This is a genomic window from Alteromonas sp. a30 (assembly GCF_026788005.1).
Lineage (GTDB): Bacteria > Pseudomonadota > Gammaproteobacteria > Enterobacterales > Alteromonadaceae > Paraneptunicella.
Genome location: NZ_JABEPE010000006.1, coordinates 182,073 through 205,222, shown reverse-complemented (window position 1 = coordinate 205,222; position 23,150 = coordinate 182,073). Strand labels below are relative to the sequence as shown.

The window sequence follows — 23,150 nt, the reverse complement described above, 5'->3', positions numbered from 1 at the left end:
AGTATGAAAATAAACAACGATAGTCCCCTGATTTTAGTCGACGGCTCTTCCTATTTATTTAGAGCTTTTCACGGCTTACCGCCTCTTACAAATTCTAAAGGTATGGCTACCGGCGCAGTATATGGTGTGATTAACATGCTTCGTAGCCTAATGAAACAATATGATACCCATCAAATCGCCGTGGTTTTCGATGCTAAAGGCAAAACCTTTCGGGATGACATTTACCCTGAATACAAAGCCAACCGCCCTCCTATGCCGGATGATCTGCGAGATCAGATCCAGCCACTACACACCATTATCAAAGCTATGGGCTTGCCGCTAATTATTGAAGAAGGCGTTGAAGCTGATGATGTTATTGGCACGTTATCGCATCAAGCAACTGAGCAAAAACGCCCAACGGTGATTAGCACCGGCGACAAGGATATGGCACAGCTCGTCAACGAATATGTAACCCTAGTTAATACCATGACGAATACTGTTATGGATATTGAAGGCGTCAAAGAAAAGTTTGGCATTCCACCAGAGTTAATCATCGATTTTCTGGCATTGAAAGGCGATAAAGTCGACAATATTCCGGGTGTACCAGGGGTTGGAGATAAAAGTGCACTTGGATTATTGCAAGGGATCGGCGGTATTGATGAAATTTACGAAAACCTCGATAAAATTGCGGGCTTAGGCTTTAGAGGCTCAAAAACGCTAGCCGTAAAAATGAAAGAATTCGAGGAACAAGCCCGCCTTTCTTATGAGCTTGCCACCATAAAACTCGACGTAGAAATGGACATCACACCAGATTCAATTCAGAACGGTGAAGCAGATAAAAACACACTACTTTCACTTTTCAAAGAGCTCGAATTCAAACGTTGGTCAAATGATGTTGATGGGTTTCTAAATCCTGATGGAGGCTCTTCAACAAAAAGTGGTTCGCCTGCGGCCGAAAGCATCGAAAACGCAACCGAGTTAAACGTCGTTGACGACAATACGGAATACAGCACCCTCTTCACACTTGAAGAATTGCAACCTTGGTTAGACAAAATCAAAAAAGCTAAACTCTTCGCTTTCGATACTGAAACCACTAGTCTTAATTACACCGAAGCGGAACTCGTTGGTTTTTCCTTTTCTATTGAAGCACATAAAGCAGCGTACTTGCCTTTCGGTCACAATTACCCAGATGCGCCGCAGCAAATGTCTATCGATGAGGTCTTAAAACTGTTTAAGCCAATTCTTGAAGATGTTGAAATTAAGAAAGTTGGGCAGCACCTAAAATACGATAAGAATGTGTTAGCCAACTACGACATCGATCTCAAAGGCATTCAATTTGACACCATGTTGGAATCTTACGTGTTAAATAGCACTGCGGGACGCCACGATATGGATAGTCTTGCAGAACGTTATTTAGGGAAAACAACCACCAAATTCGAAGACATTGCTGGAAAAGGTGTTAAACAACTCACCTTTAACCAAATTGAGGTTGATAAAGCCGCTCACTATGCAGCAGAAGACGCCAATATTACACTGCAGCTTCACCAACATATGTGGGCAGAAATTGCCAAAGTCGACACCTTAAAAACATTGCTGACCGAAGTGGAAATCCCGTTAGCTGTGGTTTTATCTAAAATGGAACAGACTGGTGTTTACATCGACCCAGACAAACTTCGTCAACAAAGCTCTCAATTAGCTACGAAAATTCTTGAATTAGAAAATGAAGTACACGAATTGGCAGGTGAAAAGTTCAACCTCGGCTCAACCAAGCAACTGCAACACATTTTGTATGAAAAAATGGGCTTACCCGTTGTAAAGAAAACACCGAAGGGCGCACCATCCACTTCAGAAGAAGTATTGCAAGATCTCGCTGCTGATTACGAATTACCCAGTTTATTAATGACCTATCGTGGCCTGACCAAACTTAAGAATACCTACACAGATAAGCTGCCGAAAATGATCAACGGCAAAACCTCACGCTTGCATACGAGTTATCATCAAGCAGTTGCAGCTACAGGGCGTTTGTCTTCTACCGATCCAAACTTACAAAATATCCCCATCCGAACCGACGAAGGGCGTCGTGTTCGACGAGCTTTCATCGCCCCAGAAGGTTATAAAATTGTAGCAGCCGATTATTCACAAATTGAGTTAAGAATTATGGCGCACCTTTCTGGTGATGAAGGATTACTCCAAGCGTTTGAGCAAGGTCAAGACATTCACAAAGCCACGGCCGCTGAAGTCTTTGGAGAATCACTAGATGAAGTCACAACCGATCAACGACGTAGCGCTAAAGCCATTAACTTTGGTTTAATTTATGGCATGTCGGCATTTGGTTTAGCCAAACAATTGCATATTCCACGTAATGACGCGCAAAAATATATGGACTTATATTTCGAGCGCTACCCCGGCGTATTAACTTACATGGAAGCAACTCGTGAAAAAGCGAAAGAGCTTGGTTATGTAGAAACCGTTTTTGGTCGTCGTTTATATCTACCTGAGATCAACGCCAGAAACGGCGCTCGTCGTAAAGGCGCAGAGCGTGCAGCAATCAATGCTCCTATGCAAGGCACGGCAGCAGACGTTATCAAAAAAGCGATGCTTGCTGTTCATCAGTGGATTGAATCAGAAAATTGTGACGATATTCGTATGATCATGCAGGTGCACGACGAATTGGTTTTTGAAATTAAGGAAGACAAACTAGAAGCCTACACCTCAAAAATTAAAGACTTAATGCAAAATGCTGTTGAACTTAAAGTTCCTTTGTTAGTTGAAGCCGGAGTCGGTGACAACTGGGACGAAGCTCACTAATTATTTTGATGCAATCACTCAGGGGCGCCATGCCCCTTTTTTGATCAAAAACCTACATTTTAGAAAGTTAACTACATTTATTCATCCAATGAATGTAAAAACTTATTATTAATAACCTTTTGATGTAATAAAATTACATTTTAGACTTTATTTTTCAGGTTAGCTCATCTATATTTTCAATCGTAGGGTACAGAGGTGAGATGTTCTATCTTTTAAACCTTTGTTTTGGTCCCCCGGATTTCGGGGGATTTTTTTCATATGCCAGACTTTCTAAACACGCATTCCCTGAATTTCTTCTCTTCCTTAATACGAAACATTCTAAAACGTCACAACACTTCCAAATAATTTAAAAAATATTTTGAACTAATCTTAAATGAGCCGGTCTTAATTATCAGTTGTGTGTGTTTTCCCAGTTTTTACCCCTCTCATTCAGAGGGGTTTTCTTTATCTGCTTATTGCCCTTCATCAGTCACAAAACCAAACCATTTATCCAAAACGTCTTCAAGCTCCTTCAACCCCAAACCATTTTGTCCAGAGAATGCATGAACCGTTACATCACCACAAAAGGCCAACGCAGCTTCTCTAGCCATTAATACTTGTGCTTTTCGCTTTCCTGATTTGAATTTATCTGCTTTTGTTAGCAACGCTAAGACAGGAATATTGCTTTGAACAGCCCAACGAATAAGTTCTTGATCCATTTCTTTAAATGGATGACGAATATCCATTAATACAACTAACCCTTTCAAACTCTGCCGTTTCTCCAGATATTCCCCTAGCGCTCTCTGCCACTTCTTTTTCATTTCCAGTGGTACTTGGGCATACCCGTATCCGGGCAAATCAATTAAACGGCGATCATCGTCAAGCTCAAAAACATTGATTAGTTGCGTGCGGCCGGGTGTCTTACTTGTTCTTGCAAGGTTTTTTTGACGAGTTAGGCAGTTTAAGGCTGTTGATTTACCAGCATTTGAACGACCGGCAAAGGCAACTTCTATGCCTTCATCATGCTTTAAATGACTAATATCCGGTGCGCTGATCTGAAATGTCGCTCTTTGGTAATGGCTCATTATTTTCTATTGTCTATACTAGATTGCACACATTATAGCGATTGAGCGTAGGTAAAGAAGCACTAAAAACCTTATTATTCTAAGGAAATAGTTCTACTACGTTTTTATTTGTGTAAAATAGCCGGAATTTTATCCCCTGGACGAAATAATCAAGAAATGAGAGTGATGATGAAGAAACTGCTTACGCTACTTGTAGTATCAACTTGCCTGGTGCCCGCAGCCATTGCCCAAGGTAATGCCGAAGCAGGTAAAGCGAAGTCTGCCACTTGTGCAGCCTGCCATAATGCTGATGGGAATAGCATGCTTCCAGTGAACCCGAAATTAGCGGGTCAACATGCTAAATACCTTGAAAAACAGCTTAAAGAATTCCGTCTTGCTTCTCAAACGGGTGGTAAAGAAGGTCGTAACAACCCAGTTATGAATGGTATGGCAGCCGCTTTATCTGACCAAGATATAGCGGATCTCGCAGCTTATTTTTCCAGCCAAGAGGCAAAAGCAGGCGCCACGCCAGAAGATAAAGTCGTACAAGGCGAAAAGCTTTATCGTGGGGGAGACATGGAACGTGGATTAACCGCTTGCATTGCTTGTCATGGTCCTCGAGGTAATGGCACAGGCTTAGCAGGCTTCCCAGACATTAGCGGTCAACATGCAGAGTATACAAAAATTCAGCTACAGCAGTTCCGCGATGGCAAACGTGCTAACGACCTAAACGGAATGATGAGAGACATTGCTAAACGTCTCACTGATGAGGACATTGAAGTGTTGTCTCAATATGTTGAAGGTCTACATTAAAACTCGGCACTGTATGCCCATGCGTACAAAATAGACAAGTATCTGCTGGCATAGTAACTTGTAAACGAGTTGTAAATAATATTGCTTCATGTATGATTTACGTCGCTGAAACGGCCAGCATTAAGGTTTGAGGCTTAAGCCCTAACCCTATTTCAGCTTAAAATAATAAAGATTTGGCAGCACGGAAGAATTATTATCGAGTTTGGAAGACCTGAGTACATAAGCCGCGAAGAAAAAGAAAAAGAGGCTTTTATGGATGTTGCTTTCAGGTAAGGATACTCATTTGGGAAAGGTGTCAAGGCTACAGTTCTTGAACAATAGGCGATAGTATAATCTATCGCCTTTTTTGTATCTGTTTTCAGTAATTTTCAATCAGGTTAATATAAACTTCTTACTTAAGAGAAACTTAAGAAGTTCATAATAGTCTAAAGCTCGTTTATTCTTGTTAAATCCAATCATCAAGAGAGTGGGAAAAGTTGAAAAAAGCTATATTTACTATTGCGATAGGCAATGATAACCCTATGTATAAAGCCGCACTAGAGAGCTTCAAGCACTACGCCCAAAAAGTCGAAGCAGATTTAATCGTGACGGACTCACCTCGTTTCGATATAAAAATCGAAAATCCCAAATACCTTGCTCACCCGGCTTGGAGTGAAAAGTGTCGTATTGGTGAATTATTAGAAGAATATGATCGCGTCCTTTATTTAGATGCTGACATGTTGATTACTCCAGATGCTCGCAATGTGTTTGATGTTTATTCCGACTTAGAAACAGTTTACATGTTGGATGAAGGCAAAGAAACTTGTAGAAAAGCAGTATTGGATGATGTATTTCAAGCGCTAGGCACACTCGAAGATTGGCCTAAGCACGGCGAGCTACTTACTTATTACAATGTTGGAATGATCCTAATTTCTCGTCAGTGTCCCCTTTTCCAATACGCCTGTTTCAATGAACTTCAAGACGTTTCCCACAAAATAAAATACTACGAGCAAACTTATTTCAATTACCTAATCCAAAAACACAACATCAAAAATGAATGCATAGCACCAGAATTTAATCGAATGGATTTATTTGGGCAGGAAGGTTATCTAGAATCCGACTTCATTCACTATGCCAATAAGGGCTACAGCCCAAGTGGACGACGTAGAGAACTCCAATACGTCGCAGACTTCTGTAAATTTTATCAATCCCATCTACCCGCTGGGCGATTGAGTGAATTAAAACAAGAAGCTTGGGCCTTTTTCCTCGATAAAGTCTATAAGCGCTATAAGCTGCCAAATCCACTTTTGAAACTAATATGCAATAGCTTTGTTTCTAAACCTGTTTAAGCTCTTGATGTCTAAAGCAGGTTGTAAGGTGATCATTAACTAAACCAACAGCCTGCATAAATGCATAACAAATAGTGCTACCAGCAAAACTAAACCCTGCCTTCTTTAGCTTTTCCGCAAGCATATCGGATTCCTTAGAGGTCGCAGGAACATCTGCCAAGTTTTCATAATGATTAACGATCGTTTTGTAGTTCACTGTAGACCAAATGAAATCTGAAAACTCAATGCCCTCTTCTGCTAACTGAATAAACGCCTTAGCATTTTTAATGATGGATTCAATCTTGCGGCGATTTCGGATAATTCCCGAATTCTGCAATAAATCCTCAATGTTAGATTCCGTAAATTGTGCAATTTTATAAGGGTCAAATTGATGGAACGCCATCTCATAGTTTTTCTGTCGCTTTAAAATCGTCAGCCAACTTAGTCCTGCTTGCTGACCATCCAAACATAACTTAGCAAACAAGGCTTGATTATCATATACCGGTACTCCCCAAATTGTGTCGTGATAAGGCAAATAGGCGGGATCTTTACTCGCCCAATCACATCGCATTTGTTGTTGCTCTAAATCCATATATTCTCTCGTGTTGAAGTAGAAAAAACCTACATTACGGCGTGCAGTAAAGGTATACTGGCAAACATTTTTTAATACCATTACTCACGGCGCGACTCTGCGGGTATATAAGACACAGATTCGATATGCAAAATTACGATATTAAAACTTTCCAAGGGCTTATTCTAAGCTTACAAAACTATTGGGCAAATGCCGGCTGCGTTATTATTCAGCCTCTCGATATGGAAGTGGGTGCAGGTACATTTCATCCAATGACATTTTTACGCTCAATCGGCCCAGAGCCAATTAGTAGCGCCTATGTACAACCTTGCAGACGCCCAACCGATGGTCGTTATGGTGAAAACCCAAATCGCCTTCAACATTATTACCAATTCCAAGTAATGCTAAAACCCTCTCCTGACAACATTCAGGATTTGTATTTAGGCTCGTTAAAAGAAGTCGGTTTTGATCCTCTAGAACACGACATTCGTTTCGTCGAAGACAACTGGGAGTCTCCAACGCTAGGTGCGTGGGGCTTAGGCTGGGAAGTCTGGCTAAACGGGATGGAAGTCACTCAGTTTACCTATTTCCAGCAAGTTGGCGGCTTGGAATGTAAGCCCGTTACAGGTGAAATCACTTACGGGCTTGAGCGTTTAGCTATGTACATTCAGGGCGTCGATAGCATTTACGATCTTGTTTGGACTAAAGGCCCAATGGGCACAGTAACTTATGGAGATGTATTCCATCAAAACGAAGTTGAACAGTCTAAATATAACTTCGAATTCGCTAACGTTGACTTCCTATTTAAAGCCTTCGATGAAGCGGAGCGAGCTTGTCAGGAGCTCATCGGTGAACGACTCCCTCTACCGGCGTACGAGCAAGTAATGAAAGCTTCCCATGCTTTTAACTTATTAGACGCACGACATGCAATCTCAGTGACTGAACGCCAACGCTTTATTCTGCGTGTAAGAGCTTTGGCACGTGAATGTGCAACCATTTACTATGAAGAACGAGAAAAATTGGGCTTCCCTATGTTAAATAAGGAGGCAAAATAATGCTAAAGAACGATCTTATTATTGAAATTGGAACCGAAGAGTTACCACCAAAATCATTAAAAAAACTTGCCGTTGCTTTCAAAAACAATATTGAAGCGGGTTTAACGCAAGCGACTTTAGCTTTTGATGATGCTAAATGGTTTGCTACACCAAAGCGTTTAGCAGTTTATGTAACTGCGCTACAAGAAAAGCAAGAAGATACCATTGTAGAAAAGCGTGGTCCCGCAGTATCAGCGGCCTTTGATGCGGATGGTAATCCAACAAAAGCAGCAATGGGCTGGGCGAAAGGTAACGGTATTGAAGTTGCCGATGCAGACCGCCTTGTTACTGAGAAGGGCGAATGGTTAGTCGTTCGTAAAGAAGAGGCAGGAAAACCTTTAAGTGAATTATTAGAAGGAATTGTTGAGCAAGCGCTTAAGCAATTGCCAATCCCTAAACCCATGCGCTGGGGTAATAGCGATGTTGAGTTTGTTCGACCTATTCATAGTGTACTCGCGCTCTTTGGAAGCCAAGTCGTTAATATTACGATAAAAGGTAAAAAAGCCTCTGATAAGGTTCAAGGACATAGATTCCATTCTCCAACGTTTGTCTCTGTTCCTTCGGCCTCCGAATATGTTTCAGTGTTAAAAGAACATTCAGTCTACGCAGACTATGAAGAGCGTAAACACTACATTTCTACGGAACTTAAACGCACCGCAGAGGCACTGGGTGCTGTCGTGGATATGGAGGATGAGCTACTTGAAGAAGTCACTTCATTGGTTGAATTGCCAGTTATCATGCAGGCAAACTTTGAAGAGCATTTCTTGAAAGTCCCAAAAGAAGCGCTTATCTACACAATGAAAGGTGATCAAAAATACTTTCCTCTGTTAGATAACAACGGAAACCTTCTGCCCACCTTCTTGTTTGTTTCAAACATCAAGAGTTCATCACCAGAAAAGGTTATCGCAGGAAACGAAAAAGTGATCCGCCCTCGCCTTGCTGATGCCGAGTTTTTCTATAATACCGATCTTAAAAACGATTTTGCCTCGAACATTGAAAAACTCAACAACATCGTGTTCCAGAAGCAACTAGGCACTATTAAAGAACGAGTTGAGCGCATATCAGTTCTAGCCAGCTTTATTGCAGACAATATTGGTGGTAATTCAAAGGATGCGGCCCGAGCGGGTTTGTTATGTAAAAACGATTTAGTTTCAAACATGGTGCTAGAGTTTCCTGCTATGCAAGGCATTATGGGACGCTATTACTCAGCGGCTAATGGTGAAAATGAGTCAGTATCAACAGCAATTGGTGAACAATACCTTCCTGCGTTTTCTGGCGATGCACTACCAAGCACCAAAGAAAGTGCGTCGGTTGCGTTAGCCGAAAAGCTCGATACATTGGTTGGTATTTTTGCTACCGGCCAAACGCCTAAAGGCGACAAAGATCCATTTGCTCTGCGTAGAGCCGCGATTGGTATACTCCGTATTTGTATTGAAAAGGACTACGCTTTAGATCTTTGTTCACTCATTAGTAAGTCAGCGTCATTGGTTCAAAGTAAATTTGAAAAGCCTGTTGATGAACAAGCTGTATTAAACTTCCTCTTTGCTCGACTAAAAGCCATGTATCAAGAACAAGGATATGACAGCAAGATCATCCAGTCAGTTCTAAGTCGAGCGCCCAGTGTACCAACAGATTTCGATGCTCGAATCTCAGCAGTAAAGGAATTCGCAGCATTAGATGCAGCGGAAACGCTTATTGCAGCAAACAAACGTGTCGCCAATATCCTACGAAAGGCACAAGAAGAAGGTGACATAAAACTAGGGACAGATGTTGATACTCAATTATTCGAGTCAGAACATGAGAACTCATTGCATGCAGCGGTTAGCGATATTAAAGATGAGGTAATCAAACTCGTTGCGTCACAAGGTTACACAGAAGCCCTAAATGAGTTAGCTAAACTAAAAGACACCGTAGATGACTTTTTTGAGAATGTAATGGTTAACGCTGATGATTCGCAAATTCGCAAAAACCGATTAAACTCACTCAATAATTTACGTTCTTTGTTTTTGCACATTGCTGACGTGTCAGTTTTAAATTAAACGTAGTTAAAAAGCAGTATCTATGAGTTTAAGTTTTAGAATGAAATCCAACACCGTGGCTAAATGCTTCGGTGTTGTACTATTCACAACAACCCTTTCAGGCTGTAGCTCTACCAGCTTTACCTCAATTCTTAGTATTCAGAATGACACCGACTGGAGCACCTTATATTTACGGGGCAGCTTTACTTGGTGGGAGGCGGACGCAAAATATAAAGTGGAGCCAATAAACGCAGAACTTTATCGGGCAAGTGTCGAACTGGTTGCAGACAATCAACCCTATGATTTCAAATTTGCCGATGCAGATTGGACTCCCGGCACCCGATGTGGATATTTGGATAAGGCGAAGGATGAAATCGTCAAGGAAGATAAAATCGTTCAAGCAAATTGCGATACCGCAGCCGATAACTTCAAATTTACCCCCTCTTCCAGTGGCCTTTATCACTTCTATTTTGATACATCTAACGATGTACCCCAAGTTTATATTAAAAAGGCTCAGGATTAATTCTAGACAGCTTTAACCGGACTTTCTGTCTACACGCCCTCCCTTTTCTTATTCAATAACCAATAAAAAAGCCAGCAGGTCTTAACATGCTGGCTTTTTTGATAATAGCAATAAATGCTAAAGCTATACGTCTAAGTTCATTACCTTTAACGCATTTTCTTCGATGAAAGCGCGTCTTGGTTCAACTTGATCACCCATTAGCGTCGTGAACAACTGATCGGCTCCTATGGCATCTTCAATTGATACTTTCAACATGCGACGACTTTCTGGGTCCATTGTTGTCTCCCATAATTGATTAGGATTCATTTCTCCTAACCCTTTATAGCGTTGAATGTATTGACCTCGCTTGGCTTCATCCATCAACCACGTTAGCGCTTCTTCAAAGTATTCTACTGATTTAGTTTTCTCACCACGCTTAACATAGCCACCTTCACCTATTAAACCATTGATGGCTTGATTAAGTTCTCTAAGCTTGTTGTATTCAGAGCTGGAGATAAAACCTTTATCAAAGTTGTATACTGTGTCAATTCCATGCTGGCGAACGAGCAGTTTACCAATATAACTTCCCGTATTTTCTTCATCAGGAACGACCTCATAGCGATAGCTAATGCCGTCATCTGATTTCTCATCTAACACTTCTGCTAAAGACTTAATTTTAGACTCTAAAGATGCCGTATCTTTTAATACATCCTCGTCAAAAATTTCTGAGTAGATGAGTTGAGTAAGAATTTCTTCAGACATAAAACGACTCAAGCGAGTAATCATCGTCTTGACGCTATGGAACTGTTTAACAAGATTTTCCAAACCTACGCCAGAAATAGGGGCGCTTCCTTCCGTTGTATAAATGGCAGCGTTATCTAATGCGATTGAGGTTAAGTAAGCTATTAACGCAGGATCATCCTTCAAGTAGCTTTCTTGCTTCCCTTTCTTGATTTTATAAAGCGGAGGTTGTGCGATGTAAACATGACCACGCTCTATAATTTCCGGCATTTGACGATAGAAAAATGTTAATAGTAATGTTCGAATATGAGAACCATCCACATCAGCATCCGTCATGATTATGACATAGTGATAGCGTAGTTTTTCAGGGTCATATTCATCACGACCAATGCCACAGCCCAACGCGGTGATTAAAGTTGCGACTTCTTGAGAAGAAAGCATTTTATCGAAGCGTGCTTTTTCTACATTCAAGATTTTACCCTTCAAAGGTAAAATAGCTTGGTTCTTTCTGTTTCGACCTTGTTTGGCGGAACCACCGGCCGAGTCACCCTCCACTATATAGAGTTCAGAAAGTGCGGGATCTTTTTCTTGGCAATCTGCCAATTTCCCAGGTAGTCCTGCTAGGTCTAATGCCCCTTTTCTACGGGTCATTTCCCTTGCTTTTCTCGCTGCTTCTCTTGCTCTCGCCGCATCAATGATTTTGTTTGCGACGACTTTAGCGTCACCCGGATTTTCTAGTAAGAACTCTTGGAGCTTTTCACCCAAGATGGATTCAACTGCTGATTTAACTTCTGAAGAAACCAATTTGTCTTTTGTTTGAGATGAAAATTTAGGATCTGGCACTTTAACAGAAACAACTGCCGTCAATCCTTCTCTGGCGTCATCACCACTGGTTGAAGTTTTCGCTTTCTTAGTTAAACCTTCCGCTTCCATATAGTTATTAAGAGTACGAGTTAAAGCACCCCGGAATCCCGCCAAATGGGTTCCACCATCTCTTTGTGGAATATTGTTGGTAAAGCAAAATATGTTCTCTTGGAATGAGTCATTCCATTGCAATGAAACTTCTACCGTAATGCCGTCTTCCCTTTCATGACAGAAGTGGAAGACTTTCTGATGAATCGGTGTCTTTTTCTGATTTAAGTATTCAACAAAGGCTTTTATACCACCTTCATATTTGAAGTGGTCATGCTTCCCATCTCGCTCATCAATCAAATGGATAGACACGCCAGAATTTAGGAATGAAAGTTCACGTAAACGTTTGGCTAATAGATCGTAGTGATATTCTAAGTTAGTGAATGTTTCACCACTTGGCCAGAAATGGATGGTGGTGCCAGTTTCACTCGCTTCACCAACGGCAGCTAAAGGCGCTTCTGGATTACCGTGTATATATGTCTGTTCGTAAACTTTGCCAGCACGCTTGATTCTCAATAGCAGCTTTTTTGACAGCGCGTTTACTACCGAAACACCTACACCATGCAGACCACCCGAGACTTTATAGGAGTTATCATCAAACTTTCCTCCTGCGTGGAGAACAGTCATGATAACTTCAGCAGCCGACACTCCTTCTTCGGGGTGCATTTCTGTTGGAATTCCGCGGCCATCATCTTGGACTGAAACCGAACCATCAATATGGATTTTTACATAAATCTCGGAGCAGTGTCCTGCTAACGCTTCATCGATAGAGTTATCGACAACCTCGAATACCATATGGTGTAGACCTGTACCATCATCGGTATCACCAATATACATACCAGGTCGTTTCCTTACAGCATCAAGACCTTTAAGTACCTTGATACTTGAAGAGTCATAGTTGTTATTGGATTCTTCAGACATTTATTTTTATTCCTCTTCTTTAATTGTTCCATGTTCCACGTGGAACAACTTGTAAGATTTGCTGAAATTCTTCTTTAAAAGTTCAGCCAATTTAACATTCGCACTGGTTACGAAACATTGATTCCCTGTCTCGATGATCTTGTCGATCATAGTGCAAATATTTTGATCATCTAGTTCTGCAATTATATCGTCAATTAGTACAACACAGTTCGATTTTCTTTCTAATTTAAGAAATTTTATTTGCGCGATATGTAACGCCAATGCCAGTATTTTCATCTGCCCTCTAGACAACACTAGACTTGAAGGCTTGCCATCGACCGTAATCTTTAAGTCCGCTCTTTGAAACCCATATCGGCTACTTCCGAATTTAAATTCGTTGTCGATAGCTTTCGAAAACAAATCGGAAAGTTCAGTATCTTTACGCCAACCTCTATAAAGTTCAAAGTGGAAATCAAATCCATTTAACGAATCACTCACTTCGTCTTCCACATAAATTTTAAATTGTTCAAAATTATGTTCTGCCATCTCACTTAGCCGAACACTAGACTCAATTAGCTGACTCCGCCAATACGGCTCCTGACCTCTATCCTTTTTTCTTAAAGTCGCATTACGATTTGATAAAACAGATTTGAATTGTTTTTGCTGTGGAAGATAGTCCGGTTCCACGTGAAACATCAACCAATCTAAAAACCGCCTCCTTAAGCTTGGCGCGCCTTCTATCAAATTTCCTTCCAAAGGAGACAGAAATTTCATTGGTAGTAAACGAGCTAAATCAGATGAATTTTTTATTTTCTCCCCTTCAATTTTCGCTAAGCGTTCCTTCTTGTCAGAAAACATAAAGCCAACGTTAACGCCAAGGTTTCCTTCCCATTCTCTCAATTGGCTTTTGACTTTACCCCTTACAAGAAAGTGCTGCTTTTCAAACTGGAGTAAATTCTTAAGGTCAACGGTTCGAAAGGAACGGCCTGTAGATAAAATATGGACACTTTCTAAAAGGGAGGATTTCCCACTTCCATTCTCCCCAAGCAATACGTTAAGGCTTGGGGAGGGAAATAGTTTAGCGTTTTGAATATTTCTTAAATTAGAAACTTGAAGTTCTTCTAACACAAAAATTTACAGACGCATTGGCATGACAACATACAGGGATTCGTCGTTATCTGGATCTTCGATTAACGCACTACTATTAGAATCTCCTAAAGAGATCCTCACTTGCTCGCTATGAAGTGCATTCATTACATCAATCATATAAGCAACGTTAAACCCTATTTCTAAGGGATCACCACCGTATTCAACGTCAACAACTTCTACAGCTTCCTCTTGCTCTGGATTATTTGCTGTAATAGTTAACTCAGTAGCATTCAGGTTAATACGAACTCCCCTGAATTTTTCGTTAGATAAAATCGACGCACGAGCCAAAGAATCTTTTAAATCATTTCGATTAGCACTGATAAACTTGTCACCATCTTTAGGCAATACACGACGATAGTCTGGGAACCTGCCATCTACAAGTTTACTTGTAAAAATAAAATCGGTGGAATGTATACGAATATGGTTTCCGCCTAATTTCACTTTTAGCAGCTGCTCTTCATCACTGATAAGTCGTAACACTTCATGCACGCCTTTACGAGGTATAATAACCTGCTTGTTAGCTGCTAAAGGATGCTCGCAAGTGATCTTAGAAAGAGCTAGACGGTGCCCATCAGTTGCTACCGCTCGAATAACATTCTCGTCTGTTTCTAACGACATGCCATTCAAATAATAGCGGACGTCTTGCTGTGCCATTGCGAAATGTGTGCTATCGATTAGTCTTTTGAGATCTTTCTGTGCGATTTCAAATTCAACTTCGCCTTCCCAATCTTCTAAATTAGGATAATCTTCTGCGGGCAACGTTGATAATGTGTAGCGACTACGACCAGACTTAATCAGCGCTTTAGTACCGTCAATTGAGAATTCGACAGTACTTTCATCTCGTAAACTCTTGCAAATATCCACGAGCTTTTTCGCTGGAACGGTAATTTCACCCTCTGTGAAATCACCATCTAGCTCTTGGCTAGATATCAATTCCACCTCTAAATCTGTACCTGTAAGCCACAGTTTGTTAGCACTTACACGTATCAAAACATTAGCTAAAATAGGCAATGTATGGCGTCTTTCCACTGCCCCTGATACAAGTTGCAATGGCTTTAAAAAGTTTTCCCTACTGATTGAAAATTTCATACTGTACTCAGCTTACTTACGATGACAAAGTGCGAATTAAGTTTTGGTAATCTTCTTTTATATCGTGGCTTTCTTCTTTCAATTGGGCCACTTTACGACAAGCGTGTAAAACAGTCGTGTGATCTCGTCCACCGAACGCGTCTCCAATTTCAGGCAAACTATGGTTGGTTAACTCTTTAGCCAACGCCATAGCTATCTGTCTTGGCCTAGCAACGCTTCTACTTCTACGTTTAGAAAGTATATCAGCCAACTTAATCTTATAATATTCAGCGACTGTCTTTTGTATGTTGTCAATAGTAACGAGTTTTTCTTGTAAAGCTAGCAGATCTCGAAGCGCTTCTCTAACGAAATCAATTGTAATCGCGCGTCCTGTAAAATTCGCATTTGCAATTACCCTATTTAGCGCTCCTTCAAGCTCGCGCACATTAGATCGTAAGCGCTTGGCGATGAAAAAAGCGACCTCATTTGGCAATCGAATTTTGTTTTCGTTTGCTTTCTTCATCAAAATAGCTACGCGGGTTTCTAGCTCAGGAGGCTCAATTGCAATAGTTAATCCCCAACCAAATCGGGATTTTAATCTATCTTCTACCCCATCAATCTCTTTAGGGTAGCGATCAGACGTAAGAATAATTTGTTGATTATCTTCCAACAATGCGTTGAAGGTATGAAAAAACTCTTCTTGTGATCGTTCTTTATTAGCAAAGAACTGAATATCATCGATGAGCAACGCATCAACAGAACGATAATAACGTTTGAATTCCTCAATAGCGTTATTCTGTAGCGCCCTGACCATATCTTGTACAAAGCGCTCGGAATGCATATAAACAACTTTTGCATCTTTCTTTAAATCACGGATACCGTTACCAACTGCATGCAATAAGTGTGTTTTACCTAACCCCGTTCCGCCGTAAAGAAATAAAGGATTATAAGCACCGCCGGGATTATCAGCCACTTGCTGAGCAGCAGCTCTTGCGAGTTGGTTGGATTTACCCTCAACGAAGTTATCAAATCGATAAGAACTATTAATATTAGATTTTTGATCAGAGTTAACTTTTATTTGGCTCTGCTCAATAACTTGACTATTGCTAGTGTTGCCACGCTGGGAAGGTTTTACTTGAGCCGTAGCATTAGCTCGCATGTTTTGTCTTGGTGGTTCGTTTTCTTGATAAGACGACACAGGAGCAGCAACTGGCGCGACTTCTCGTTTCGCTACATCAAATCTCAAGCCTGGCGCTTCCGTACCGCAAAACTCCTCAAAAAGGGTGACGATACGCTCTACGTACTTATCTCTCACCCAATCTAACACAAAACGATTGGGTGCAAATAACGTTAGGGTTTCCCCTTGTTCTTCTGCTTTTAACGGCCTAATCCACATACTAAATTGTTGTGTAGGCAGATCCTGTTGCAATCTATCTAGACACTGATTCCATAAAGCTACAGATGACAAAGATATAACCTCTTTAAAATAAAACCATTTGAATTTGGAGACATTTTGGGCGGGAAAAATGATGGATAAAGCAATCAGAAGTAACCCACCTGTGAATTATTAACGAAAGAATTTAAGACTTCAATCTTGATCTTTTTTAAATATGTGATCTAGCCACAAATTAACGCTATCTTTATGTATTTAAATGATTTTAATTATTTTTAAACTTCGACTCACTCTCACAATATACATAAATAACCACAAGATTTCCCAAGGAGAATATTTATCGTGTTAATAAAAATTCGAGTAACTCTGTTAATAGTTTGTGGATAACATTTGTATAAGTTTTTAAGTACAAACTCAAACTTAAAACTAACAGCGCGACGGCATCCATTAAGATGGAATAATGAATCCAAATTGGAAGATAAACTATTGCACCAACCTTCCTTCCCTAACGGCCAAAAACATCAAATCAATCTTGAAATACGATTAATCACTGAGCTGTTTAACAATACGTCAAAAAGGCGTTGACTTGCTTCGGCAAAATCATTAAGATTCGCGTCCTTTTATTGGTCTGAGCAAGATTAATAAAAGATATTTTAACCTGTTTGTGCAATGGACAACGGCTATGAAAAGAACATTTCAACCAAGTAACTTGAAGCGTAAACGCTCGCATGGTTTCCGCGCTCGCATGGCGACTAAAAATGGTCGTAAAGTGCTAGCTAGACGTCGCGCTAAGGGTCGTGCCCGTTTATCAGCTTAATAAATGTTATCGAAGTGGGTAATACTCAGTATTCACGGGAGTTAAGGTTATTAACTCCATCCCACTTTGAGAACGTTTTCAAAGACGCAATTCCCTCTGTTTCTCCCTCTGCAACTATTCTCGGTCGTCATAATCATTTATCTCATCCTAGACTTGGGATTACTGTTTCTAAAAAGAATGTAAGAAAAGCACACGATAGGAATCGCGTTAAACGTGTTATTCGTGAAAGTTTTCGACTGAACCAGCATAAACTTCCCCATATCGACATCGTTGTCGTTGTAAAACCGGGTTTGGATAAACACACTAACGCAGAAATTTTTGAACTACTGGAAAAATTATGGAAAAAGTTAACCAAACGTTGCGACAAAGCTTTATCTTCCTAATCCTAGCGTATCAAAAATTACTATCTCCCTTGCTTGGAAATAACTGCCGCTTCCAACCAACCTGTTCAAATTACGCTATTCAAGCAATTAAATTGCACGGTGTACTGAAAGGGGCTTGGTTAACATTAAAACGCATATTAAAATGCCACCCTTTGCACGAAGGCGGAGAAGATCCTGTTCCGCTTAACGCGTCCTATAAACCTACTCACAAAAGAAAGTAATTATGGAATCTCAACGCAGCCTCTTTGCCATCGGTTTATTAGTTGTCAGTTTCTTGCTTTGGCAAGAATGGCAAAAGGACTATGGTCCTCAGCCAGTACAACCGATCACAGCAGAACAAACCGTCGATGTAAATGCGGAAAATGACGCTGACGTCCCTAGCTCCTCAGACACTAGTGACGCTCTTCCCATTACAACCGTTGTTGCTGAAGACAAAGTGATTTCAGTCTCAACAGACTCACTTCAAGTTGAGATCCGCTCACAAGGCGGTGACGTTATCAGCGCCAAACTGAAAAAGTACCCCGTTGAACAAGGTTCAGAAGAGCCTATTGCTATCTTAAATAACAACGGAAACACTCTACATATCGCACAAAGTGGCTTAATTGGTAGAGATGGCCCAGACGAAACGGTATCTGGACGCCCCATCTACCAAATAGAGAGCAACCAATATGTCCTCAGTGAAGGTGAAGATGAATTACGCATTCCCTTGGTATGGACTTCGGAAGATGGCATAAAAGTTATTAAAACATTTGTGTTCAAGCACGATTCTCACGCGATTGACGTTGAATACACAATAGAAAATGCATCTGATAAAAGTATCGCTCTACAACAATATGCCCAACTTAAACAAACAATGGTGGCCCAAGAAGGCAGCATGTTTATGCCAACCTACCGTGGAGGCGCATATTCAAGTAGTGAAGACCGTTATACAAAATATGAATTTGGCGACATTGTTGATGAAAACTTAAAAATTTCGACGAAAGCTGGATGGGTAGCCATGCTTCAACACTACTTTGTGGCTGCTTGGGTTCCACCGCAAGACCAAACAAATAATCTTTACTCCCGCGCTATCAAAGAAACCTACGCTACTATTGGCTTCACTGGTGAGATGGTGAGCATTCCAGCGAATAGTGACACAACATTAAAAACTACGTTATATGTTGGCCCTAAAGACCAAGACACCTTGGCAAAGTTAGCAGACAACCTAGATCTAACAGTAGATTACGGCTTCCTTTGGTGGTTAGCACAACCACTATTCGGTTTACTAAGTATTATTCAAAGTGTTGTCATTAACTGGGGTGTGACAATTATTATTATCACCATCATTGTGAAGGGTGCTATGTACCCACTCACGAAAGCCCAATACGAATCCATGGCGAAACTGCGTAATCTTCAACCCAAAATGCAAGCTTTAAAAGATCGCTATGGCGATGATAGACAAAAGATGTCTCAGGGCATGATGGAGCTCTACCGTAAGGAAAAAGTAAATCCAATGGGTGGTTGCTTCCCATTACTCTTACAAATGCCGATATTCCTTGCTTTATACTGGGTACTTATGGAGAGTGTTGAACTTCGCCACGCTAGTTTTATTTTCTGGATTACTGACCTGTCCGTTAAAGATCCATACTTTGTATTACCTGTGTTAACCGGTGCAAGTATGTACTTACTGCAAAAACTTCAACCAATGACTATTCAGGATCCAATGCAGCAAAAGATTATGCAGTTTATGCCTGTATTCATGAGTATCTTCTTCCTTTGGTTCCCAGCCGGTTTAGTGCTTTACTGGTTGATTAGTAATGTAATAACACTTGTTCAAGCGAAAATAATTTATGCGTCGATGGACAAAAAAGGTCTGAAATCCAAATAAACAAAAGAATTTAGAGGAACAGAGTGATGCCTTCATTCGACATTATTTCAGAAATTGAATTACCCGAACTACAAAATGCTGTCGACAATGCTAACCGTGAAATCGAAACACGTTTCGACTTTCGCGGTGTAGCGGCAACATTTGAACGTAATGAAAACGTAGTAAACATGAGTGCTGAAGCAGATTTCCAACTCCAGCAGATGCAAGATATTCTGCGTAGTAAATGCGTAAAACGTGGCGTTGATACATCTGCAATGGATCTTGGCAGCATCGAACATAGCGGTAAAACTTACAAGCAGGCTATTACCTTCAAACAAGGTATTGATCAGCCGATGGCGAAAAAGATTGTGAAAACCATTAAAGACGCCAAGCTAAAAGTTCAAGCACAGATACAAGGCGAGCAAGTTCGTGTAACGGGCAAGAAACGAGATGATCTTCAAGAATGTATCGCACTGCTAAAATCTGCTGAACTTGGACAACCTTTTCAATACGAAAACTTTAGGGACTAACTCTTAAGAAGTGAAGTTGCACAGAATAAGTGGAGTGCGGGAATTATGAATCAATCTATCGATACTATTGCCGCACAAGCCACGGCTCCCGGAAAAGCAGGCGTCGGTATTATTCGCATTTCGGGCCCTCACGCGAAAGAAGTAGCAAATACTATACTCGGCTATTTGCCTAAGCCTCGTCAGGCCGATTACGCAAACTTTCAAGATTCCAACGGCGAAATCATCGATCAGGGTATCGCCATTTATTTTAAAGCTCCGCATTCATTCACTGGCGAAGATGTCGTTGAACTTCAAGGACACGGCGGCCCTGTCATACTCGATATTCTGCTTAAACAAGTGTTATCAGTGGAAAAAGTACGATTGGCTAATCCAGGGGAATTTAGTGAGCGCGCCTTTTTGAATGACAAGCTTGACCTTGCACAAGCTGAAGCCATATCCGACTTAATCAACGCTAATTCAGAACAAGCGGCCAAAAGTGCCCTACTCTCAATGCAAGGCGCCTTCTCAAAATACGTTCAGGACCTTGTCGATCAAATCACACACCTAAGAATGTATGTAGAAGCGGCTATCGATTTTCCTGAAGAAGAAATCGATTTCCTATCAGATACAAAAATCCAAGATGACCTAACCGACATTATTGAACAGCTTGAAGCAACTCTTGCCAAAGCGAAACAAGGCTCACTGATGCAAGAAGGAATGCATGTTGTTATTGCGGGTAAGCCCAATGCAGGCAAATCCAGCTTGCTCAATGCACTTGCCGGATATGAAGCTGCAATTGTAACTGATATCGAAGGTACAACCCGTGACGTGCTTAAAGAACATATTCATATTGATGGTATGCCCCTTCATATTATTGATACTGCTGGTTTACGTGAAAGCCCAGACAAAGTAGAACAAATTGGTATTGAACGAGCTTGGCAAGAAATTAAAAATGCCGATTTGTTACTTTTCATTCAAGACAGTACAAACACTGGCATAAATGACGAAATTCAGCTCCCGTTTTTAGATCAACAACACGATATCCACTCACTTCCGCCGATGACAGTAGTGAGAAACAAAGCAGACCTTTCTGGTGAAACAGTCGCAATCACAGAAAACCGAGCCCATCCAACTATCACCCTTTCTGCTAAGGATGAAACCGGAATAGAGTTACTCAAAAATCACCTGAAGCAACGTATGGGATTCACTGGCGGTGTTGAAGGGCAGTTTATGGCAAGAAGACGGCACTTAGATGCTTTGGAACGTGCCCAGCAGCATGTTTTGCTTGGTCAAGAACAACTATTAAGTGCTATGGCAGGCGAATTACTTGCAGAGGAACTTAGAATAGCCCAACAATCTTTATCTGAAATTACGGGTGAATTCACGTCTGACGACCTATTAGGTAAAATATTTACTTCGTTTTGTATCGGTAAATAGCTTCATATCGTTCTATTTCAGCCTGACTCTATCGTCCATTCCCTCAAAAAAATGTGAACCACTACCAAACTTCAAACAAATTTGTAAATTTTTTAATATTTATGAGCAAATACCCCAAGGTTTACCTTTTCAACCAGACACAATTAGATCATTCCCTCTGAAACTTCGGTTCTTGCCGTAGAAGAATAAATATCAAATAAAAGCCTCTTAACATCCCTCTATAATGAATTTTATATATTATATTCAATAGGTTAAGACAATTTGTTTCAGAAAAATAACGTAGTTATCACAATTTTATAAATTCTTTCATACAAGATAAAACTGACAAGGAAATATTTTTCACTATCTCGGTTTTATGGTGGTGAAAATGTAACTCCCACTAAGATTTCGCGTACTTTTTTAACCGTATAAAAGAAAATTCCGTAAGAATATCTTTACAAAAGGGGGGTTTATTTACTATTTATTAACATCGAAAACTCGGCTAATTATCGATTCATAAGGAAAGCTTTATGTATAAATTAGTTTTTCAAATATGTCTCGCAGCTTAGTAAATTTAAAATTATTCCAAGGACACTTTTTAAACCTATCCCCCACTCAAAGTAGGGTATTTAATTTTTAAGAGTAAAAAGCAATTCTACACATTTGGTCAACACACTCTTGTTTTGACAAACGCAAAGTTTTAAATTCAGCGCGAATAATCATTCCCTCTAAAAACGTCATCATTAACTCTGCTTTATGTTGGTATTCACTATTTTTTTCACCAAGAAGATCGTAGATAACATCAAAAAGCCATTCCTTATGATCTTGTGAAACTCCTTTAATTACAGCATCTTGTTGTTTAAATTCTGATAAAGCATGCATAAACATACAACCTTCAAAATGTTCAGAATTAAACCAATCAAAATGCCAATTAATTAAAGCTTCAATCTTCCCACTAATTCCAACTTCTGCACTCAAAGCTTGAGCAATAGAATCATGAAAGCGCTTATGCCGTCTTTTTAAAACATGCTCAATTAACACCGCTTTACTTGAAAAATGACGATATATAGTTGTCTTCGATATGCCAGCTTCATCCCGAATTAAATCGATACCAACAGCGGTATACCCACGACGGTTAAATAAAGACTCAGCCGTATCCAAAACTTTTTCATAAACGCTCATTTTTTGCTCCTGTACATCACATTGCAGGGAAGTGAACAGATCTGTAACTTTTATAAAGCAGTACAGGTCTGTTCCCTTGAAATTTAAGCTCACTCCTATTCGGAGCGAACTGAATCAGTAGCTTTAATATTTTTTAATTATGAGGAGATAAGTACATGGGTAAGCTTTCTGGTGGCGGTGCATTACCACCTAAACCCACATCAACCGACTTAATCAGAGGTTTCGTCGGAGGATTCATAGGTATTTTAGGGTTAAGCCTATTAACCAAACTTGTGGATCAACCTCTATTAATGGCTCCTTTTGGTGCTACGTGTGTCATCTTATTTGCCGCTTCGGCATCTCCTCTTGCGCAACCGAGAAATGTTATCGGTGGTCACTTTGTTTCTACCCTTATTGGCCTAGTTGCCCTGTATACGCTAGGAAACGACATGGTTGTAGTGGCCGCATCCGTTGGATTATCTGTTGCTGCAATGCAATTTTTCAGAGTTGTTCATCCCCCAGCAGGAGCAAACCCCATCGTAGTTCTCATAGCAGGAGCAGGAGCCGATGGCTACGGATTCGACTTCCTCGTATTCCCAGTGTTGTTAGGAGCCATTTTCTTGGTTGGCGTTGCTTCGCTAATCAATAACGTAGGTTCCCCTAACAAATGGCCACTTTATTGGTATGGGTTATCCAGCAAATAAATTTTCAAATAACCAA

At 40.5% G+C, this 23,150-nt stretch carries 20 protein-coding genes; 13 read left to right on the top strand and 7 right to left on the bottom strand.

Annotated elements, in window-relative coordinates:
• The first annotated feature begins 3 nt into the window (after positions 1 to 3).
• Positions 4 to 2,787 (top strand): DNA polymerase I, encoded by a 2,784-nt coding sequence (gene polA / locus HJG39_RS08420; RefSeq protein WP_268408467.1) that lies wholly within the window; start codon positions 4 to 6, stop codon positions 2,785 to 2,787.
• A 452-nt stretch (positions 2,788 to 3,239) separates the two neighbouring features.
• Here polA and yihA read toward each other — a convergent pair whose 3' ends face one another.
• Positions 3,240 to 3,851: a ribosome biogenesis GTP-binding protein YihA/YsxC gene (gene yihA / locus HJG39_RS08415; protein WP_268408466.1), complete on the bottom strand. Its 612-nt coding sequence runs from the start codon at positions 3,849 to 3,851 to the stop codon at positions 3,240 to 3,242.
• Positions 3,852 to 4,019: 168 nt separating this feature from the next.
• Here yihA and HJG39_RS08410 point away from each other — a divergent pair, with 168 nt between their 5' ends.
• Positions 4,020 to 4,643: a c-type cytochrome gene (locus HJG39_RS08410; protein ID WP_268408492.1), complete on the top strand. Its 624-nt coding sequence runs from the start codon at positions 4,020 to 4,022 to the stop codon at positions 4,641 to 4,643.
• Positions 4,644 to 5,119: 476 nt separating this feature from the next.
• Positions 5,120 to 5,971 carry a glycosyltransferase family 8 protein gene (locus tag HJG39_RS08405; protein WP_268408465.1) on the top strand — a complete coding sequence of 284 codons (852 nt, stop codon included), beginning with the start codon at positions 5,120 to 5,122 and terminating at the stop codon, positions 5,969 to 5,971.
• Here HJG39_RS08405 and HJG39_RS08400 read toward each other — a convergent pair.
• On the bottom strand, positions 5,958 to 6,542 hold the full coding sequence (locus tag HJG39_RS08400) for a DNA-3-methyladenine glycosylase I (RefSeq protein WP_268408464.1): 585 nt from the start codon (positions 6,540 to 6,542) through the stop codon (positions 5,958 to 5,960). The genes HJG39_RS08405 and HJG39_RS08400 overlap by 14 nt on opposite strands.
• Before the next feature lie 125 nt (positions 6,543 to 6,667).
• On the opposite strand from HJG39_RS08400, the gene glyQ reads away from it, so the two are divergent.
• The 3 genes from glyQ to HJG39_RS08385 are packed head-to-tail and all read left to right on the top strand — an operon-like array spanning position 6,668 to position 10,156.
• Positions 6,668 to 7,576, top strand: a complete 909-nt coding sequence (gene glyQ / locus HJG39_RS08395) for a glycine--tRNA ligase subunit alpha (protein ID WP_268408463.1) — start codon at positions 6,668 to 6,670, stop codon at positions 7,574 to 7,576.
• On the top strand, positions 7,576 to 9,654 hold the full coding sequence (glyS, locus tag HJG39_RS08390) for a glycine--tRNA ligase subunit beta (RefSeq protein ID WP_268408461.1): 2,079 nt from the start codon (positions 7,576 to 7,578) through the stop codon (positions 9,652 to 9,654). Before glyQ ends, glyS begins: the two co-directional genes overlap by 1 nt.
• A gap of 22 nt (positions 9,655 to 9,676) precedes the next feature.
• Positions 9,677 to 10,156 carry a hypothetical protein gene (locus HJG39_RS08385; RefSeq protein ID WP_268408459.1) on the top strand — a complete coding sequence of 160 codons (480 nt, stop codon included), beginning with the start codon at positions 9,677 to 9,679 and terminating at the stop codon, positions 10,154 to 10,156.
• Positions 10,157 to 10,279: 123 nt separating this feature from the next.
• Here HJG39_RS08385 and gyrB read toward each other — a convergent pair whose 3' ends face one another.
• From gyrB to dnaA, 4 genes are read right to left on the bottom strand one after another with little or no spacing between them, the layout of a single operon-like run.
• Positions 10,280 to 12,709 carry a DNA topoisomerase (ATP-hydrolyzing) subunit B gene (gene gyrB, locus HJG39_RS08380; RefSeq protein ID WP_268408457.1) on the bottom strand — a complete coding sequence of 810 codons (2,430 nt, stop codon included), beginning with the start codon at positions 12,707 to 12,709 and terminating at the stop codon, positions 10,280 to 10,282.
• 6 nt (positions 12,710 to 12,715) lie between these two features.
• Complete coding sequence (gene recF / locus HJG39_RS08375; protein WP_268408456.1) at positions 12,716 to 13,816, bottom strand: DNA replication/repair protein RecF; 1,101 nt, start codon at positions 13,814 to 13,816, stop codon at positions 12,716 to 12,718.
• 6 nt (positions 13,817 to 13,822) lie between these two features.
• Positions 13,823 to 14,926: a DNA polymerase III subunit beta gene (gene dnaN / locus HJG39_RS08370; protein ID WP_268408455.1), complete on the bottom strand. Its 1,104-nt coding sequence runs from the start codon at positions 14,924 to 14,926 to the stop codon at positions 13,823 to 13,825.
• A 16-nt stretch (positions 14,927 to 14,942) separates the two neighbouring features.
• A complete protein-coding gene (gene dnaA / locus HJG39_RS08365; protein ID WP_268408454.1) occupies positions 14,943 to 16,373 on the bottom strand; it encodes a chromosomal replication initiator protein DnaA in 1,431 nt (476 codons plus the stop codon).
• A gap of 607 nt (positions 16,374 to 16,980) precedes the next feature.
• Here dnaA and rpmH point away from each other — a divergent pair.
• Genes rpmH through mnmE form a run of 6 tightly spaced genes read left to right on the top strand, consistent with a single transcriptional unit; the run spans position 16,981 to position 21,290 of the window.
• Positions 16,981 to 17,115, top strand: coding sequence for a 50S ribosomal protein L34 (rpmH, locus tag HJG39_RS08360; RefSeq protein ID WP_131257565.1), 135 nt, complete (start codon positions 16,981 to 16,983; stop codon positions 17,113 to 17,115).
• Between the two features lie 14 nt (positions 17,116 to 17,129).
• The gene (rnpA, locus tag HJG39_RS08355) at positions 17,130 to 17,498 is read left to right on the top strand and encodes a ribonuclease P protein component (protein ID WP_268408452.1); all 369 of its coding nucleotides are present in this window, start codon (positions 17,130 to 17,132) and stop codon (positions 17,496 to 17,498) included.
• Positions 17,453 to 17,719, top strand: a complete 267-nt coding sequence (gene yidD, locus HJG39_RS08350; protein ID WP_268408451.1) for a membrane protein insertion efficiency factor YidD — start codon at positions 17,453 to 17,455, stop codon at positions 17,717 to 17,719. Before rnpA ends, yidD begins: the two co-directional genes overlap by 46 nt.
• Before the next feature lie 2 nt (positions 17,720 to 17,721).
• Positions 17,722 to 19,365, top strand: coding sequence for a membrane protein insertase YidC (yidC, locus tag HJG39_RS08345; protein ID WP_268408450.1), 1,644 nt, complete (start codon positions 17,722 to 17,724; stop codon positions 19,363 to 19,365).
• Positions 19,366 to 19,391: 26 nt separating this feature from the next.
• Entirely contained in the window at positions 19,392 to 19,874 is a 483-nt protein-coding gene (locus HJG39_RS08340; protein WP_268408449.1) for a YajQ family cyclic di-GMP-binding protein, read from the top strand.
• A 42-nt stretch (positions 19,875 to 19,916) separates the two neighbouring features.
• Complete coding sequence (gene mnmE / locus HJG39_RS08335; protein ID WP_268408490.1) at positions 19,917 to 21,290, top strand: tRNA uridine-5-carboxymethylaminomethyl(34) synthesis GTPase MnmE; 1,374 nt, start codon at positions 19,917 to 19,919, stop codon at positions 21,288 to 21,290.
• A 615-nt stretch (positions 21,291 to 21,905) separates the two neighbouring features.
• Here the strand turns inward: mnmE and HJG39_RS08330 are convergent.
• Positions 21,906 to 22,451: a TetR/AcrR family transcriptional regulator gene (locus tag HJG39_RS08330; protein WP_268408448.1), complete on the bottom strand. Its 546-nt coding sequence runs from the start codon at positions 22,449 to 22,451 to the stop codon at positions 21,906 to 21,908.
• 155 nt (positions 22,452 to 22,606) lie between these two features.
• On the opposite strand from HJG39_RS08330, the gene HJG39_RS08325 reads away from it, so the two are divergent.
• Entirely contained in the window at positions 22,607 to 23,134 is a 528-nt protein-coding gene (locus HJG39_RS08325) for an HPP family protein (protein ID WP_268408447.1), read from the top strand.
• The last annotated feature ends 16 nt before the right edge of the window (positions 23,135 to 23,150 follow it).